The following is a 19,588-nucleotide window of genomic DNA, read 5'->3' on the forward strand; positions in this document are numbered from 1 at the left end:
GCCTTTTTTAATAGCGCGCAATATCACTTCCCTGGTGACCTTCTGAATCTGTTTTATTACAATCAAACACCATGATTTTTTTCATATCATCAAAATATGTTCATTTTTAAAAAAATTTGGTGGTCTGTTTTTTAAAATCAATATCATTCATTGGATGAAAATATATTAAAAGGACTCAATATATGCCAAAAAATTCTGACTCGTTTATTTCCGATTTCGGCCCTCACTTTGTGATGGAAAATTCATTTGATTTTAATCAATACTATCAAGTTTTTAAAAAAGCAAAAAATCGAATCAAAACAATAGATCGTTTATCTGATTATTATGATGGGAGTACGGGATTATGTCTTGCTTTGTCTGTTCGTTATCTGATTGAAGAACGTAATTTTGGTTTGGGAGGGGGTAAAGATTATATGTTATGGTTGAAAACCATAGCAGAAAGCGATGATAAAAATCATTTGATGACAATAGGAAACAAAGATGCATTTCAGGTTGAAACAATAATAAAAAATCAATATCGTCATCAACACCTTTCAACTGAACTTGAGAAAATCATCAGATTACAAAGCTCACAAGATTTTGAAATAAAAGGAGACGAACTTTCAAATAAAAATTTCAATCAAAATACCCAGTCAATTGCCTCTGATTTACTTTTACACGCCAATAGAGAATATTCAGAATATATCCATAAAAATGGTTTAGAAATTAATCAAAAATATCATTTTAAAAGAGGAATGCCTTTAGAATCCATTTCTAAAACAAATTTTTCTGATTTTTTTAATTATTTTAAATTTCCTTTGGAAAATCAGTATTTTTTATTTTTTACAAAAACCCATGCGATGGCGATCACCGTCATTCATGACCCTGTTCAAACAATCTGGACCTTTTTTGACCCTAATATGGGTGCTTATTCATTTAACAAATATGATGCCTGGCGAAATTTTATGACCGATCATCTCCTGAACACTGTGAGTGTCAATAATGGCAAAAAAATTTACAAGTTCGGTTATACAGAATCAGGGAAAGAGATTGAAATAGAATATACACATTTAGTGCGAAGAAATCACTCTGCTTATAACGAAACCTGGAAGGAAGCCGCATCACAGGAAGAAAATTATTTAATTGAATCTTTAATTAAAAAAAGAACTCAATTTAAATTTAATGAAAAAGTCACAGGAAAATTACTTGCTTGTAATTTGAATGCTCAAAATAAAACAACTGATATTACGATTAAAATTACTCATAACGAAATAAATGAATTCACAGTGACATTGCCTTATCACCGTTTTGATCAAATACGTGATGCTGTCATGCACCGGATTGATAAAAAAGGGAATTTAATTTTGAATGAGTATTCAAAAAATATTTTAGGTGATTTGGAACCGGCTCAGGATAGAGTCGGGCGGGTGAAACAAGTGATGCGCATCATTAACGATATTGCACATAAAAAAGTGGATTATACCTTTATTTATCAAGATAAAGGGATGCTTCATTTGTTAACTGGTTTTTTTAAAGATAGAGATCAGAATTTTAATGGTAAAAAATTTATTAAAATCTGTTTCGATCCCATAGAAAGAAATCATTGGATGTTAAAAGCCAGACAATTACTGGCCACTAGAGCTTTTCAAAATCAATCAGATAAACTAAGCGATGAAAAATCTTTAGAAAAAACGTATTATTTGAATTTAATCAAAGAAAATAATTTAAGTGATTTAATGGTTCTGGCCTCTAAAAAAGAATATCAAAGAGCAGGGATTTACATTAATATTGCACCTCAATTTCTTTATATTCCAAATGAGATTAATAACAATCTTGCACTGGGTTTTATTTGGTTAAATGCAAAAAGAAAAGGAAAAACATTTCAGGAAAGTTTTTTAAAATTTCTAGCAACCTATTCTTTAATTTATGCTGATAAAGCGGATGTCGAGATCAGCGATTATGATACAGAAAAATTAAAAGAATTTGAAAATTTATTTCAATCTCTCAAAAAGGAGATAAAAAAAGAAAAAAATAAAATTTTTATAATGAATCCAATGTGTTCACCGTTACCAAAAATCCCTGGTCGTTATTTTTTAAGTTCTACCAAATCGGATAATGGATATATTTTAGTTTTAGATATCACTCAACACCATCAAGGTAATACGATTACCTTATATGATCCGATTGTAGGGGATATTCAAATGAAAACCTCTAGTCAGGATAACACTGAATTTCATCAATTTCTTAATGATTATCTTGATTACAAAGTTTTTGATAATAAAACCAGGGCAGAATTATATGGATTTCAAAAATTTCAGGAAAATTATTATTTTGAAGTCACAAAATTAAGCCCAATTCATTTAACTAAATTAAATATTTTAAATAAAATAAATGATTTTATATCTCATGTTGATTTTGACAGAGAGCGGATTTTTAAATTACCAGATATTACTTTAAATAAACTCACTTTATCCCCGTCATTAATTTATAAAATGGGCGGCATATTTGGTGATAAAGGGCTTTCATTAGAACATTTTTCTTCTCCATCAGATTTACTATATGGTCTTCGTTTTAATGCAAGAAAATTAAAAAATTATCTACTCAACAAAAAGATAGAAAAAAGTGAAATAGAAACAGCAATCACATTTTTAAAAGAAAAAATAAAAATGAGTCCATCAATCCATTCATTATTAGAAGGACAAAAAGAAGATAAAAAAATTGCCGCTGATTTGATTAAAGATATTTATGAGAATAGTCATTCTGCTTCTAATTTTAAAAATCAGTTTTTCGAAAAAAAATTATATAAGAACATGAATAGAATAGATATTTTAATGCACGTTGCTTATTATTTTCATGGATTTTATGAAATTATCAAGATTAAAGATCTGTTAAAAGATAAATCATTAACACAAGAAGAAAGAAAGATACTGGAAATGCAACAAAAATCCATTTATTTCAGTCTTTTTATTAGTGCTGATATGGATCTGATTCAGTATGGTTTACATAAATTACACATAAACCTGATCGGAATACCCAGGCATCAATTACAGCTTTATTCCCCTTTAATCCAAAAATGGGTGAAACACGGGAGCAAGGCACTGCCTTTTGTAAACCTGGGATTAGGTTTAGGCATGTCTTCCCTCGATTTCTATCATGCTTATTTGCATTTTGAAAAAATGTCTCAAACATCTGATTCAAAAACTCGACAGGATTTGCAGGTAAATGGGTTTTTATCATTGTTCAGTGGCGTGCTCGGTGTGGGTACGAGTGCAGCAGCCATGATTGGATATAAAGCCGCTTTTTGGGGAGGGGCTGCAGGCGGCGCTACGATGGCAGCCGCCACGAAACTGATTTTAATGAGTGGAGTTGCCGGGATCCTCGGCGGATTGTTCGTTCTTTTATTCTCACAATCATACTCTAGCATACGTCAATTAGAAGATATTCAAAATCATGTTGAACTCAATACAGAAGAGTTTTGGGAGAATTTTGTGCGTCTGTTCCTGGGATTAAACCCCAGTGTTGAATTAGAAAATAAAACGTTAGAAGCAATAAGTAAAACCGCTGCCCGTCAACAATATAATCAAATGTTAGAAGCCAACGCGAAAAAAATATTGAAGAGTTTATCTTCTCAAAAAATCAATAGTTATTTTTATAGTCAACAAGATTTTGATATAAAAATGAGACCTTATAAATTACTTTCTTATCGAAAATGGATTAATCCTTCATTTACCCGTGCATTCGTAGACATAGAAAAAGATAAGCTTTTTCCTAAAGAAGCTGAGAAATTTATTGAGGCTAATGCGCGTGAAAAAATAAATATTAAAGATAGTCAATATCGTTATCCTGAGCCTTCTGCTTTAAAACCAATTAATGATTATATTGATGCTAATGAAGAGGATGACAATAATCCTACGGTTAAAAAAATATCTTCAGATGAAACAGCGATTGCTAAAGGGGAGTCAACTGCTTTATTTGATCTCGGTGATGGGGATGATATTGCTGTGGGATATCATGACAGAAAAAATTTTTTTAAAATTACAAAGGGTGCTAAACAGTATACCGGAGGAAATAAATCAGATATTTTTTATTTATCCAATACTTCATTAAATACTGATGAATCGATACTACTGAGCAAATTTGATGGTTTGGCGGGTGAAGATACTATTGTTTTTGATCAAGTGTTATTAAGAGATGTCCGTTATTTTATTGATTTAATGATGGGGCAAATTTATTCTGGCTCTAGAAATAATAAAAAATTAGTTGCAAATATAAAAAATATTGAACATGTTTACGGAAATTCAAAAACCAATGATGAGATCAAAGGAAATAACGAAAATAACTATCTGAATGGAGGGGGTGGATACGATGAAATCTGGGGATATTTTGGAGATGACGTCTTGACCTTTGAGCAAGGTAGTATTGATGGAGGTGAAGGCAATGATCATTATATTCTTTTGCAAAATTCTACCTCTGAGAATGTTATCGCCCATATTTATGAGGTTAAAGACGATTTTTCGTTTATCAATCTGCATTATAATGTAGCCGACATCACGTCTGTCTTTTTAAAAAAAGACCATGATATTTATTCGATCGATATCACACTGCGAAATAAAAATAAAACAGAAACGACATTAGCACTTCATGATATTTATTCTTTTGAAAAAGAAGATGTTGAAAAAAAATATTTACTCTTAAACAATCAGTATATTTTTTCTACTTTAGATGGTTTTTTATTATTTCCGAATTGGCCACAGGTCATAGAAAAAAATCTGGAGGGCGCCTTTCCTTTGTCCCTGACATTCAATGCACAATATAATCTGTTCAGTGATATCGAAAATAGATCTGATATTAAAAATTTTTCAAAAGAGCAGATTAATTTTATTTTTAGAAAAATTGCTCAACAAGATCTGCTGATAGTCGGTGAAAAAAGATTTTTTCTTCCTGACTCAGTGAAATTAATGATGGTAGATACCCCTTTTAATGACAAATTAATCGGGGATTCAGAAAATAATTTATTCATCAGCCGAAGAGGTAATGATCAATTAGAAGGAGGAGCAGGAAGAGACATTTATCGAATTGAACACCCCGATGATAATGAACGTAGAATATGGATTAATAACAACGACAACAGTACAAATCCTGACTATGATTTGCTGATTTTACCTGTTGGGATTGAACAAATGAATATTATCTTTAAGGGAAGTGATGACGTCATATTAAAGACAAACTCTTCAAATCAGGAGAAAAAATTAGAAATTGTTTTTTGGCAGTTTATGAAAAACAAGTCTTACCAGCATATCACTATATTAGACGCACATTATCAGTTATATCATATAGAGGTGAATGAAGAAGGGAAAATTTATTTAGATCAATATGATACTCATATAGTTCCTACAGAAAAAGAGGATCATCTTGTTTTAACCGATGGTGATTATTTTACTGAAGAAAAATTAGATGCCGGCGCAGGCGATGATCTGATCATAGACCATAGCCATCATCATCGTACTCTGCATGGTGGTGACGGAAATGACCGTATTATTGCAACGGGTAACGGCAATAAACGGCTTTATGGCGACGCAGGGAACGATACAATATTGGCTTATGAAGGCAACAACTTTATTTATGGGGGCACAGGGAATGATTTTCTTTCAGGTGGTGTCGGGGACGATATTTATTTGATCACCCCTAACGACGGACATACTGTGATTGAAGACACAGGCGGCAACGACACTTTAATTTTATATGGTATGGATGAGGGTGAATTTCATACAATAGAAGAAGGCGAAGATCTCGTATTTAAACTCTCAAACCCTGAGTTTGAAAACAGATTTTCCGTCAAAATTAAAAAAGGCGCTTGTAGTACTGATGAGCAAAAAATAGAAACAATAAAAACACATCATCCTGATTTAAAAAAAACGATCACAGCTGATGCGCAAAAAGAAATGACGCAGGAAGAAAAAGAAAAAAGTGAGAATATTCCACCTGAATTAATGAAAGAACTGATGTCTTATTTTAATGACAATCAAAGTGGTTCATTCAGACAAAAAATCGCGAGGGATCCAGATCAGTTGATATCGGTTTTGTCGCATTAAACATTTTTACATGGGGCTTATGAAAGCCCTATACAGAGATCATTTTTGGTGAAAAAGTATCCAAAAATTTTTCACCAGGCAGATTGAAGACTTTTTCTAATTCGTGAAATTCAGACACACTTTGCTTTAATTGGCTTAAGATCGTCTCCCTTTCATTGATTCTGGTATCAGGGAACAAATGATTGAAAATCAGGTCAGGCTCATTCTTAGGATTAAGACCCATTGTATGAATATGTCCTTCTTTATCCATAATGGAAAGATGCCTATAGGGTTCATCTTTCATAAAATTCATCAAACGCAGATTCACATGTTCTGTCGGAGAATTGAGATGCGTCAAAACGACATCATCATCATCTTGTCTTATCTCAATTTCATCGAGTGAAAAAGGCAAGAGTACAATATCTTGCGCAGGCTCACCCTTTTCAGGGGAATCATAATTATGGATTCTCACCTGTGTTCCTGCAGGTCGATCGTCGATGATATAGATGTCTGTTCCTCCTTTACCTTCTAAAATATCTTCGCCGACCTTACTGTGTAAGGTGTTGCTGAGATCATCTCCCTGTAAATCATCATCAAACCCACTTTCTTGAGGCGCTAACCTTAAAAAATGGGGCAATATTTTTGCTTGGCCCATGACTTCGATCAGCCCAGGTTGTTGCTGATGGGCCATTTTTTGAATGATTAACCCTTGTTTTGTGCTTTTGGTTTCAGAGAGAGGAGAATTTTTATGAACGTTTCCAGTATAGGTTGCTATTAAATCGAGCTGTTCCGGTTCTTCTGTGTACGGATTGAAAGGTATTTCAGCGGGCAGACCCCAAAACATCACACCATCCTGGGTATAAAAAATATATTGTGCCGTTAACGTTCTTTTTTGTTTTTTCAATGAGGGAAGATAGAGATCAAATAGTGTTAAGGTAGTTATACTCTGATTGTCATTGATTAATTCAATAAACAGATGCTCTTTGATCCTTTTAATATTGCTGATTTGAGTCACGGAATAATCCAGAATAACATGGCTGAATTCTTCTGGATCATCTTCTTCTGTGATGATAAGTAACGCGGATTCAGAATAGGTGTTTTGTAAAACACGATAACAATCTGTGCCATTTCCTCCATGAAGCCCCCCGGCCTGAGCGACTAAAATATCATTGCCACCAAATCCCCTCAGTGTATCCCGACCTCCCTGACCATTCAGGATGTTTGATTGATCGTTTCCAAAAATCACATCGTCTGTGTCTGAGCAGGTCTCGATATGATGAATATTTTTTAACGTCGCTATTTTTTGCGTGCTATTAGTGAAATAAAAAGAGCCATCATGTAGATTGACACGGTACCCTGTTTTGGATGCATTTTTTTTTGCTATCAGTGTATTGAACCCACCGTCTCCATCGAACACGCTGGGTTGAAAGGGAGGCGCCGTGCCCCTGAAAATAAAAGTATCGGATTGAGTGCCCCCCTTGAAATTTTTGAATCCGTCGCCGATGTCAAAAATATGGCTTTTTTCTGGGTGACCGACCACTTCATCGTTTCCATCACCCAAAAAAAAATACATTTTATGGGGTGTTGCAGAAGCCGGTTCATCCTCTTTCATCACAGACGCAGAGAGTGATGAGGCACCTGGCAGCCCATCTTGTCTTTTTACAAATAAAACGCTTTCTGAATGCACCTCATTATTCATGGAGATCTGATCATCAGTGGCTGAAAGCCCTTCAATGTCGTAAAACCTGTATTCACTTTTTTCTATCGAAAGATGCGTATAAACAGGAATGTTCCCCGTTTTTTTAGCTTTATATTCTGATAATGCCCTTTCCGCTTCAGAGGGGAGTATTTTATCTTCTATGTCTATTTTAAATAAAGAAGGACTTCCTCCTACAGGTTGATTAAACTCCGCCGATCTTTTTCCTGTTAATTTTTTATATCGATGTTCCTCTAAAATGATTTTTCCTGTGCTGTAATATACCGCCTCTATTTCATCATCTGACTCTAATAATGTTTGAAAAATTTTTTTAAAATACCCATCAAAATGGTTTTTGGCCTCTTTTTCTGCCTGTCCTTTTGCGAGCTCATTGAGGACCTTGACGTCCATTTCTAATCCCAAAAAATTCAGCCAGCCGCTGCGTAATTTTTGTAATGTGGTCAATCGGGTGTAGCTCTCAATCTTTTGAACCTGACGAACCGAAAAATAAATTCGCCCTACTACAGAAAGCGCAATTTCTAAGGTCATTCCAATCGCACCAGCGACCAGTCCCATGGTTCCGGCTAAAGCAAATAATGCCAGGCCACTTGAGATCCCGATCGCCACGCTTAAACAAGAAAGAACGATACTGACTTTTAAATCTTGTCGGACATCCAGATCAATCGTCGTTTTAAGTTCAGTGATATCTCTCTGAGCTTGATAAATATCCAAACTGGCGCCCAAAATACTTAAAACGGGAGCACCATATCGAGCCAGCCTGGATCCCGCTAAATACTTCAAACGTTGAATTTTAGAAGACACCATCACAGCGGACGGAAAAGAAAATGTTTGAATAATGTGCGATTCCAGTTTTCTAAAACCAAATGTTAAAAGCTCGCTTCCCATATCATACACAAGACCTGCCATAGCGATTTGAGCTTCGAAGTCCAATGCCTGTTTTTGAGACTGACTGAGCTGGTCGGAAGAACGACGCCGCCAGTAATGAGACAGGCATGTGACAGTTCGGATCCATGAGAGCCTTTGATTTGCCTGGCCCAAAGTACCGATGACACTCGATACCTTTGAAATTCGGGGGCTAATGCTATTTTTCTGAGGTTTGTCAGGCTTGAATGGAGATGGAGAGTGTAGCGAGCCATCATCCGTATCGCTGATAAATTTTGTTAATTTTTTAATAGAAGGGGATTGAAAAATGTGAAAAAAATTTAATTGATCAACATCAACGATAAAGAATCCATCTTTCTGAGGTAAATACATTAAGCGCTTAAAATAATCATTGAGCATTAATCTCAGGGTGATACTGGTTTTTTGAAAATGATGACTCCTCATCATGATTTCGCCAAAATTAGCATCATAGACATACCAATGGGTTTGTTGGTTTGTTGTCTGACGTTTTGCGATAGATAAGAGATGTTGACCGATACGCAGCTGGTAATAACCTGACTTTTGATTATCCAGTGTATTAAAAAATTCATGAAGACTCTGGGGGCCTTTTTTGATAAAAGCAGACCCTGCTTCGACATCATTAATCAGCTTTCCAAAAATTTCGGGAAGTTCATTATCAAGATAAGTCAATTGATTGAATATTTTTTGTTCATTTATCTGAGCATGAGTTTGAAATGCCTTCAATAATTTCAAACGTAAATTCTGATCACCTAGCCTAAGCAAGCTCAAATAAGCAAGATTCACTTTGATCGCTTTTTGTTGCGCTAATTGACTTCCATCGCCGATATAAATAGCTTGCATGCATGTATTGATTTCAGGCAAAAATCCATACATATGATTGTACAATTTTATCTGTTTATTCCAGTTCACCTTGTTTTTGATCAAAAAGGCATTCCAGTCAGCGGTCCGTTTTAAAGTAGTCTGGCCTGTGACATGAATAAATTGATCTTGAGTTTCGCCGTATTTCATCAAGATTTTTATTTGATTGATAAATTGGGAATAAAGGATGGGATCAAAAGATGTTTCATAAAGTTTTTTCCAATCGAGTTCTCCTGATGGGAGATGAAAAAAATCTGTTAACAAGCGGATATCACTGGGACTAAATGAGGTCAACTGATTTGAGGCGAGACCATTCACCAAAGCCCAAACTCGTTTTAGCTTCTCTGTTAAAGAAGAATCGAGGTTTTTTTGATCATGGGCCCTCTCTGAAAGGGTTATAGAATTCTTTTGATTCATTTTTGTTATGACATCCTTATCATGATCCTTTGAATCATCAATGGCCGAAGGTATTTTGATTATTTTTAATTCTATGTTGAATTCTTGAGCCATTTTTTGAGCAGCCTCACGTATTGAGGTGACATTTTTCGATGAAAGACCCTCTGACAAGGCAAGGTGGTGTGATTCCTCAGTATGTTGAGTGAGTTCAGAATAAATTAAAAATAGCCCTGTGATTTTGATTTCTTCTGTCACAGGAAAATGGGGGTAAATATTGACATCGGGTCGTCCAGTGATGAGTACGGTATTTCGTGTAGTGGTTTTTCTTATAATCTCATCAGGTTTGGCCACGCGTTGTCGGTAGGAAAATAATTGTTTCGATAACAGACCCTGACGCGCTAATTCAGAAAGAGGCGTATTTGGTGTCGTCGCTAATTTATCGAGATGATCGTCAGATGTGTCTATAGCGGTTTTTAAATTCGCTTCGAGGATTTTTTCATAAGGCGCCGCGGCCAAAATATTTTGCTTAGGGACCTCTAATATCACCCCAACCGTATAATCTCTGAGTGTTTCATTTGACAAAATACTGGCAGAAATCACATCAGATTGCCTGAGTTTATGCTGAATATCTTTTGAAAAGATGCCTTTGCGCCCCATGAGATCTGTGATTGAGGAAGGATAAACAAGATATTTAAATGTCTCACTCACCATTTTAGGATCCGTAAAATGGTCTGGTGCCCAGGCATCTAATACAGGAGATAACAATCGAAAAGCACTGCTGTGTTTTTTATGTATCAACTCCCCTTTTTGATTCCAGCCTAGTAGCAAAGTATCCCCTGCTGTCTGGGCACGTTTTTCTGATACCGTTTTACGGGTGAACTTTTTACCACCACCGTAGTGAGGAATAGATACCCGTCTTGTTCTGGCTGATATGTCCGCCTGAATACCTTTTTTTTTCATGGCATGTGCAAATTGTGTGGCAAAATTTTTGCCTTCGTGGTCGATCAGTTGACAGCTCACTAAACTGATTCGGTTTGGAGTACTGTCGACAGCATATTTTTCACTAAAATGTTGATTAAAATTTTTTAAGAGATCGGCTAAATCATCAGGAGTCATGCCAGAGAGCGTCTTGGTAGTTGGATGCTCAGAACTTGAGTGTCCTACCAATTGCCACCGCAATTTACCTTGAAGCCTGTATGGAGAGCCCGATAACACGCGATAATGATGGTGTTGATCGAGTTGAATCAAGACGGAACCTGGGTGTTTTTGTGCCAGTCTCACGGCACCATTGAGAATATCAGGGTCATTTTCTAGCTGAATAATGAGTTGCCCCGCATATCGGCTCGACCCTCCATCAGTCCTTTCTGTAAAGTGATTTACTTTATCCCACTGATGAAGCGGTAAAAAACGGGTAGAATTTTGTTGAGAAGAATTTGATAAAGATGGCTTCTGGCTCATGGTGATTTTTCGTCCTTAAAAAATCGCAAAGTGCTGATGGTGGGATATGAAAAATTCATATCATCAATCATTCATTTTCGTTTAAGCGAGTCACGGAAATAAATGTTAAAACATTCTGAACCTGTTGTTCGGTTCCTCATTTGAGAAAGGGTAGTACCTATCCATAGGTTTCAGCAGATTTGAGTCGCTGGGTTATGTTGGTCAGTATTGAGCTAACTGAATAAAGTCCTTAAGGTACTTTTTAATAGTATTGAGATTGAGCTGCTTACCCTCAAAGAGGCAGTGCCGTCGAATGTATGATGGCGTCATTTTTTCCAACTTTAAGCCATTGATCACTTCTGATTTTAGCCATTCGTGCATCACTGACATTTTGGGGGCTCTCGCATAACGCATGACATCAGCATCCGCTTTCTCTAAATATGCCGTCAGCGATTTTTGCAGGTCGGTGATTTTTTCATGATTGTTTTTTTCAGCGAGCTCAATACTCTGAACGGAACTGTCTAGGCGGAACGCTTCATAGTGCAACTGCGTTTCAATGAGTGAGTGGCCAAGAACCCGATGACGATACGCTGAGCGGGCTTCCCCTTCTTTGAGATGGTCTTCGTAGGTCACTTCTGTATAAAGCGCCCTGCAGTCTTTGAGACTAAATTGTCCATGTTGAAAAAGCGCGCGTACCGCCCTGTTCATTGTGCTTTCATATTTTTTATGCACCGACTTGTTATGGTCGTAGTCTTTGATACCGCCTTTTTTAACTTCACTTTTTATCATTTCCCCAAAAACATTTTGATATTTCAAAGGGTCATTTTGTGTTTTTTTTCTGAGTTTATCTAATGCTTTCACTACTATTTGAGCCTCAATCATGGAAGGGATTTGATATGGAGATATTTCTTCAAACAAGTAGCGATTTTTGGTTTTGAGCTGCCCGCTAAACAATAGCGTTTTATCATCCACCGCATTTAAAGAGGCCGTTTTCATTATCTCTGTGAGACGCCGCCCAGAAGCTAATGCAATCCCTATACACAAATCACTGGTAGATGGCTCAGTTTTAGTCAACAGGTTGCGTGCCAGAGTTTTAACCCATTCAGGGTTCACAAGTATTTGAGTGTGCAATTTTTTATTCAGTTGTTTCTGATCATCATCACGGATCCAATCCTTAATGGCACTTTTGGGTTCAAACATATAATAAGCGTGGTGCTCAATTCGGAGGCTCAGCAAATCACGACGAAAGTCTGATCCCGTGACTGTATTAGCACGAAGAAGAATGATATTTTCTCTTAATTTTTCTATGGGCAGGTGTGGATCCAGTTTTTTATGAAGACCTTCTTTTTTGTTGCCATACTTACGTAAAAAGGTATTGATATGGTGTTTTATGGCATGATGCCTGAATCCTAGCGCTTTGATCCCATTCCGGTAATTTTGCATTAACTGAGAGTAATAACGGTATGAGCAGACAGGTTCACTGAGTAGTTGACCGGTCTGTTTATCGACAATGACATTAAGGTGCTCATGCTCTCTTTGAGATATTTTGTTGCATCGGTCAGTCAAATATTTGGCGGCTTCTTTCTCTTTTTTTTTGTCAGCCTCTTTTTGTATATGTTTCACCTTGTTAAGAATGTCTTTCACTCTATTTAATGAACGAGCCATCGTGATTTCCTCTGAAAAAAGTCACTGTACCCGTGAAGATATACGAAATCATCTAGATGATCAATTGCACCCGCATCTATTTTTAGATGCTGAAATTTAATGTGACAGACAGATTTCATTGTGTTATCTGGCAGTGGAGAGTCAAAAAACTGGGGTTCATACGCGCTGTTTTACCCTTGATTTGTGCCGATAAGGCTGACCTGCTTGTTGAGGTCTGAACCTGTCATGATGATAAAGGCTGAATGCTAAGCCTGCTGATTTAGCCTTGAATCAATCTATTTTTTGAAGGAGTTGATTTTGGCAACGTGTTTTTGTCGGACCTTGCCTGGGGCGCCGAAGTATAGTCGATGTGTCGCCTCAGCTTTTTTTCTGAACAATCTATTCACGTAGTTGTTTGATCAAAAACCTGAGTTTTGGATAAGACACTGATATAAAAATGAGCCAATCCCATGACAAAGTGGAGCAAAACTCAATTGATATTGACATTTACAAAAGATTTTCATATGTGGGATGTTTTTAAACATACAGGGCTTTGTTTGATTCTTACAAAATGAGGCTTAAAAGAAACTTCGGATTAAACGCATAAAACTCCAGGCTTGCAGGATCCGCCTGGAACCCATGAATACTCGAACAGGATGACGAATCACATAAAAAGCTAAAACGCCTGAGGCCAAAATAAAATATTTATTTGTACTGGTGATTTTGATCCACGCACGATCATAAGGTGCCATGATTTTGGAGTAAGTCTCAAAATCATTAATAAGACCTAAACGCTGCTGCTCGATTTTAGAAAGCATTGATTTTATTTCTTGATCCAACTCGTGATTTTGTTTCACTTGTCACCTTTCAATAAATTTTTATCAATTTCAAGTTGATTTCGAGTGTGGATCAATAATGTGGAATGAGGTCTTTTTTTAACAATCCAAAAAACACCTAAAAGCGACAATCCCAAAAAGACTGTGGTGATCATCCCCAGTATGAAAAACCGGTAAACAGGGTCAATGCTCCATATCAGCAGTATTAATAAAGTGATTAATCCAAAAAAAGCACAGAGCAAAGTCATGCCTGCAATGAGCAATAACTGGATTAATCTGTTTTTTTCTTCTTCCAGTTCAATCACTACCAGCCCAAGACGCGTCTCTATTGTGCTGACTATCGTGCTGGTAATGCGTCGAACAACATCAAAGAGCTTTTGGCTGGGGCCTTTTTTCTCAATTTTCTCTTTCATATGATTAACGACGCGATAATAAAACACCCAACACAAGACCCGCTGCAGCACCAATTGCTACACCTGTCCATGGATTATCATGCACATAGGTGTCGGCTTTATCTTTTAATTCTTTGGTTTTATCCACCATTTTCTCACCCGTCTCACTGAGCTGATCACGAGTCGATTTCAATATATTCTCTGCCCTGGAACGCATCTTTTGTAGCTCTGCTTTCGGTTTATCGGATGAAGATAATACTTCTTCGAGAGTATCTGCCATCGTATTGAGCTCCTTACGTAAGTTTTCAGCAGTGTCATTTTTTGACATAAAATTATTCTCCAGGTTATGAGGTGATTATTCAAAAATTTTTTTTGCTAAAGGGGGATCGTTGATTCAAGATTAAGCATAGTCATAAATATCAATACTGCCACTCATTTATCCTACATTTGACATAGATGATTTTTTCATCATTGCTACTACTTACTTTCGTTTTTTTATGCTTTCTCTTTTTTGCAAAAAAAAATATACAGAGCCGATAAGACCGACTACCAGTAATACAACGGGTAACAGTATCAATAACAGCATTAATTTATCTTCATATTTTAAAAAAATATTCGTTTTCCCTAATGTGAAGCCGAGAGAAGTGAGTATTAAAACCCAGAGTAATCCACTGAGAACATTAAATAACTGAAAACGTGAATTATTAAGACCAGAAATGCCTGCTAAAGTGGGTAACAGAGTTCGAATAAATGCTAAAAAACGTCCAATTAATAGCGCAGATAAACCGTGACGATGAAATAGTTGATGAGCACGTTCATGATAATGCACAGGCAGATGAGCAAGCCATCCTTGTATCATTTTAGTATTTCCTAACCACCGCCCTTGAAGATAACCCACCCAGGATCCCAAACTGGAAGCTATCGTCAAAACAATCAGAGTCACGGGAAAATTCATCGCTTCTCTTGCAATTAAAACACCGACTAAAATCAAGAGACTGTCTCCGGGCAAAAAAGCCGCAGGCAATACCCCATTTTCTAAAAAAAGAATGAGGAATAATAAAATATAAATCGCCCAAGCAAGGGAAGGATCAGCCAGTGTTACGTAATCTTGTTCCCATAAGGCATTTAACAGTTTTCTAATGATATCCATGCGATGCCCTATTAAAATAGTTTCAAATGTATTTTCTGGGAGTAAACATTTTAAAATTCAACTGACATAAAAATGTCAGATATTTTATCAAACTTAAAGAATCTGAAACAGAGAAATGTGAATGCCACTCCCTGTTTTTTAATAATGGATATGGTAACAATAGTACAATTGAAACGTTTGACTGAAATAAGTGCTCGCCGTAAAGTGTGTGCCGAGATCTATACCTGAAATTTCCCCGGTTACTGCCTCATATGAAAAGCCATGATGTTGATATGACGAATGAGTGCCTTACAACACATTTATAGGTGATGCCTGTGCTAGAAATTGAACCCATTAAAAAAGTGTCTGTGGTTATTCCCGTTTATAATGAGCAGGCGAGTCTGCCTGCCTTGATTGAAAGAACAGCCGCTGCCTGTAAAACTTTGAGTCAATCCTATGAAATTATTCTTGTTGATGATGGTAGTAGTGATGATTCATCAGCCCTTTTAACTGCTGCAGCTGAAAAAGAAGATCTTTATATTACTGCCATATTATTGAACAGAAATTATGGTCAACATTCAGCGATTATGGCCGGTTTTAATCATGCCAGTGGCGATCTGATTATTACGTTAGATGCTGATTTACAAACCCCCCCCGAAGAAATACCCCGTTTGGTGCAGACCGCAGAAGAAGGCTACGACGTGGTCGGTACGATAAGATCAAATCGGCAAGACTCGTTTTTCCGAAAAACCGCTTCTAAATTAATAAACTTAATGATCCAACGTACGACTGGAAAAAAAATGAAGGATTACGGGTGCATGCTAAGGGCTTATCGTCGGCATATTATAGACGCTATATTAAACTGCCATGAGCGAAGCACTTTTATCCCTGTTTTGGCCAATATCTTTGCTCGCCGTACTCACGAAATTCCAGTTCAGCATGCAGAGCGTGCTTTTGGTGAGTCAAAATATGGCCTAATCCAACTGATTAATCTGATGTACGATCTCATAACCTGCCTGACGACAACACCTCTGAGGCTATTGAGCCTGATAGGCAGTATCATTGCTTTATCCGGATTTGCTCTGGCTGTTTTGTTGGTAGTTTTACGATTAATCTTTGGCTCCATTTGGGCAGGTGGTGGCGTATTTACACTGTTTGCCCTGCTGTTTATTTTTATTGGAGCCCAATTTGTAGGCATGGGATTATTAGGTGAATACATCGGCCGTATTTACAATGATGTCCGTGCTCGTCCACGCTATTTTATTCATAAAATCATCACCGCTCAGCCTGTTAAAAATCCTCAGAGAAAAAAATAATGAAAGCCATTGTATTTGCCTATCACGATATTGGCTGTGTTGGTCTGCGCGCATTAATAGACACCGGCTACAATATTCAAGCGATTTTTACTCATACGGATGATCCTCTGGAAAATCGTTATTTTTCTTCTGTTGCTCACTTGGCAACAGAGATGGGATTAAGGGTATTTGCTCCTGAAGAGGTGAATCATCCTTTGTGGGTGGATCGTATTCGAGCGTTTGAGCCTGATATTATTTTTTCTTTTTATTATCGACATTTATTAAAACAAGACATTTTATCCATTGCACCTCAAGGTGCTTTTAACTTACATGGTTCTTTATTGCCACGTTATCGTGGTCGTGCCCCAGTGAATTGGGTATTAGTGAACGGAGAGACCGAAACCGGCATCACTCTTCATCAAATGACAGAAAAACCCGATGCAGGTCCCATACTGGGGCAATTAAAAGTGCCGATTCATGTGATGGATACGGCTCTGATTTTGCATAAAAAAATGCGAGTGGCGGCTCAAACTTTATTGATGGATTTACTGCCTGCTTTAAAGAAAAGCCCACTATCTTTACAACCGCAATCTGAATCAGAAGCCAGCTATTTTGGACGTCGTACTGCGGCGGATGGAGAAATTTACTGGGAAAAATCTGCGAATGAGATCAATAATCTGGTTCGCGCTGTAACTGAGCCTTACCCAGGTGCTTTTAGTTATATCGATCAACGTAAATTCATTATATGGCGTTCTCGTCCTGTCGATGATCTTCAAAATCATCAAAAACAACCGGCTGGCACTGTATTAACCATCAATCCTTTTACGGTCTCCTGTGGCCAGGGAGCGCTAGAAATCATCACGGCTCAAAGTGAGTCTGGCTTATATTTACAAGGTCATCAGTTGGCAGAAGAAATGAGCATTGTTCCCGATGTCAGATTAGGAATAAAACGCTCTTTTTCTTTAAAAAGGCGCACTCGGGTTTTGATATTAGGGGTGAATGGTTTTATTGGTAACCATCTTACAGAACGTTTGTTGCAACGCGATCAATACGAAGTGTATGGCCTGGATATTGACTCTGAGGCGATCAGCCGCCTCATGTCTAATCCTCGTTTCCACTTTGTGGAAGGCGACATGAGTATTCATTCTGAATGGATTGAATATCATATTAAAAAATGCGATGTGATCCTGCCTTTGGTGGCGATTGCCACGCCTATTGAATATACCCGCAATCCATTACGTGTTTTTGAGCTCGATTTTGAAGAAAATCTGAGGATCGTCCGCTATTGCGTGAAATACCATAAACGTATTGTTTTTCCTTCGACATCAGAAGTGTACGGCATGTGTCACGATAAAGAATTTAATGAAGATACTTCCCCATTAATTGTCGGCCCTATTAATAAACAGCGATGGATTTATTCTGCCTCTAAGCAATTACTGGATCGTGTGATATGGGCCTATGGCGAAAAAGAAGGCCTGAAGTTTACCCTTTTTAGACCCTTTAACTGGATGGGGCCACGTTTGGATAATTTGCATTCCGCCCGGATTGGCAGTTCCAGAGCCATTACACAACTTATCCTCAATCTGGTCGAAGGCACTCCGATTAAATTAATCGATGGCGGTGAGCAAAAACGCTGTTTCACCGATATTAATGATGGCGTCGAAGCGTTATTTCGTATCATTGAAAACGGGGAAAGTTGCAATGGAAAAATTATTAACATTGGCAACCCTCATAACGAAGCCAGTATTCGTAAGTTAGGACGAATGCTTTTAGAGAGCTTTGAAAAACATGAATTACGACATCACTTCCCTCCTTTCGCTGGATTTAAAACTATTGAAAGCAGTGCTTATTATGGCAAAGGATATCAAGATGTTGAACACCGTACTCCCAGTATTCATAACGCCCGGCGTTTGCTCAACTGGGCGCCTCGTATTTCGATCGAAGAAACAATAGAAAAAACGTTGGATTTTTTCTTGCGCAGTGCTGTACAGGAACAAAAGCGACTACAAGTAAAAGGCAAGAAAAATCAATGAAAAAAGTGGGGTTAAGAATTGATGTTGATACTTACCGTGGCACCCAGCAAGGGGTACCTGTACTGCTGAATTTACTTGAAAAACACGATATTTTAGCCAGCTTTTTTTTCACTGTGGGGCCGGATAACATGGGGCGACACCTATGGCGCTTGCTACGCCCCCGTTTTTTTTGGAAAATGCTGCGTTCTGATGCGGCATCTTTGTACGGCTGGGATATTTTATTGGCGGGGACGGCCTGGCCTGGTAAGCAAATAGCCCAACGTTTAGGTTTCTTAATGAAAAAAACGGCCCAAAAAGGGCATGAAGTCGGCCTTCATGCCTGGGACCATCATGCCTGGCAAGCGAAATCAACACGCTGGTCGGCGGAGCAGCTGCATCAGCAAATACAAAAAGGCCTCCAGATTTTAGAAACAGTGGTAGAAAAAAAAATCACCTGTTCGGCTGCACCAGGCTGGCGAGCGGATTTAGGCGTGCTGGCGGTGAAAAAACATTTTGCTTTTACTTACAACAGCGACTGCAGAGGAACCCATCCGTTTCGGCCACAGCTGGCAGATGGACGTATTGGCCAAGTGCAGATCCCTGTGACTTTGCCCACCTATGATGAGGTGATTGGCAGTCAGGTACAAGAGAAAAATTTTAACGATTATATTTTGAACGCTATTTTAAAAGCGCATGAAATACCCGTGTATACGATTCATGCAGAAGTAGAAGGCATCAGCAAATCTTCTATGTTTGAAGAATTTTTATTAAAAGCAAAAAAAGCAGGCATTGCGTTTTGCCCTCTTATCGATTTGTTACCAGATCATAAAAATGATTTGCCATTAGGAAGAGTGGTTCGCTCTGCATTCCCGGGGCGCGAAGGTTGGCTCGGATGTCAAACTGAGCTAAACGAATAAAA

The 19,588-nt window shown here is 37.5% G+C and carries 10 protein-coding genes; 4 read left to right on the plus strand and 6 right to left on the minus strand.

Annotated elements, in window-relative coordinates:
• Positions 1-182 precede the first annotated feature (182 nt).
• On the plus strand, positions 183-6,071 hold the full coding sequence (locus AACL23_RS06330; RefSeq protein WP_339050765.1) for a hypothetical protein: 5,889 nt from the start codon (positions 183-185) through the stop codon (positions 6,069-6,071).
• Between the two features lie 28 nt (positions 6,072-6,099).
• Here AACL23_RS06330 and AACL23_RS06335 read toward each other — a convergent pair whose 3' ends face one another.
• The 6 genes from AACL23_RS06335 to AACL23_RS06360 form a co-directional block, all read right to left on the minus strand.
• The gene (locus AACL23_RS06335; RefSeq protein WP_339050767.1) at positions 6,100-11,382 is read right to left on the minus strand and encodes a C80 family cysteine peptidase; all 5,283 of its coding nucleotides are present in this window, start codon (positions 11,380-11,382) and stop codon (positions 6,100-6,102) included.
• Positions 11,383-11,583: 201 nt separating this feature from the next.
• Entirely contained in the window at positions 11,584-13,026 is a 1,443-nt protein-coding gene (locus AACL23_RS06340) for a protelomerase family protein (protein ID WP_339050769.1), read from the minus strand.
• 557 nt (positions 13,027-13,583) lie between these two features.
• Positions 13,584-13,862 carry a YqjK-like family protein gene (locus tag AACL23_RS06345; protein ID WP_100096904.1) on the minus strand — a complete coding sequence of 93 codons (279 nt, stop codon included), beginning with the start codon at positions 13,860-13,862 and terminating at the stop codon, positions 13,584-13,586.
• Complete coding sequence (locus AACL23_RS06350; RefSeq protein ID WP_339051615.1) at positions 13,859-14,254, minus strand: phage holin family protein; 396 nt, start codon at positions 14,252-14,254, stop codon at positions 13,859-13,861. Before AACL23_RS06350 ends, AACL23_RS06345 begins: the two co-directional genes overlap by 4 nt.
• A 4-nt stretch (positions 14,255-14,258) precedes the next feature.
• Positions 14,259-14,561, minus strand: coding sequence for a DUF883 family protein (locus AACL23_RS06355; RefSeq protein ID WP_015873389.1), 303 nt, complete (start codon positions 14,559-14,561; stop codon positions 14,259-14,261).
• Positions 14,562-14,714: 153 nt separating this feature from the next.
• A complete protein-coding gene (locus AACL23_RS06360) occupies positions 14,715-15,383 on the minus strand; it encodes a DedA family protein (protein ID WP_015873390.1) in 669 nt (222 codons plus the stop codon).
• A 308-nt stretch (positions 15,384-15,691) separates the two neighbouring features.
• On the opposite strand from AACL23_RS06360, the gene arnC reads away from it, so the two are divergent.
• Genes arnC through arnD form a run of 3 tightly spaced genes read left to right on the plus strand, consistent with a single transcriptional unit; the run spans position 15,692 to position 19,586 of the window.
• Entirely contained in the window at positions 15,692-16,678 is a 987-nt protein-coding gene (gene arnC, locus AACL23_RS06365) for an undecaprenyl-phosphate 4-deoxy-4-formamido-L-arabinose transferase (RefSeq protein ID WP_422389628.1), read from the plus strand.
• Entirely contained in the window at positions 16,678-18,690 is a 2,013-nt protein-coding gene (gene arnA, locus AACL23_RS06370; RefSeq protein WP_100096906.1) for a bifunctional UDP-4-amino-4-deoxy-L-arabinose formyltransferase/UDP-glucuronic acid oxidase ArnA, read from the plus strand. The genes arnC and arnA overlap by 1 nt, the downstream gene beginning before the upstream one ends.
• Complete coding sequence (gene arnD / locus AACL23_RS06375) at positions 18,687-19,586, plus strand: 4-deoxy-4-formamido-L-arabinose-phosphoundecaprenol deformylase (protein ID WP_100096907.1); 900 nt, start codon at positions 18,687-18,689, stop codon at positions 19,584-19,586. The genes arnA and arnD overlap by 4 nt, the downstream gene beginning before the upstream one ends.
• Positions 19,587-19,588 lie beyond the last annotated feature (2 nt).

The sequence above is a fragment of the Candidatus Williamhamiltonella endosymbiont of Tuberolachnus salignus genome (assembly GCF_964019775.1).
Lineage (GTDB): Bacteria > Pseudomonadota > Gammaproteobacteria > Enterobacterales > Enterobacteriaceae > Hamiltonella > Hamiltonella defendens.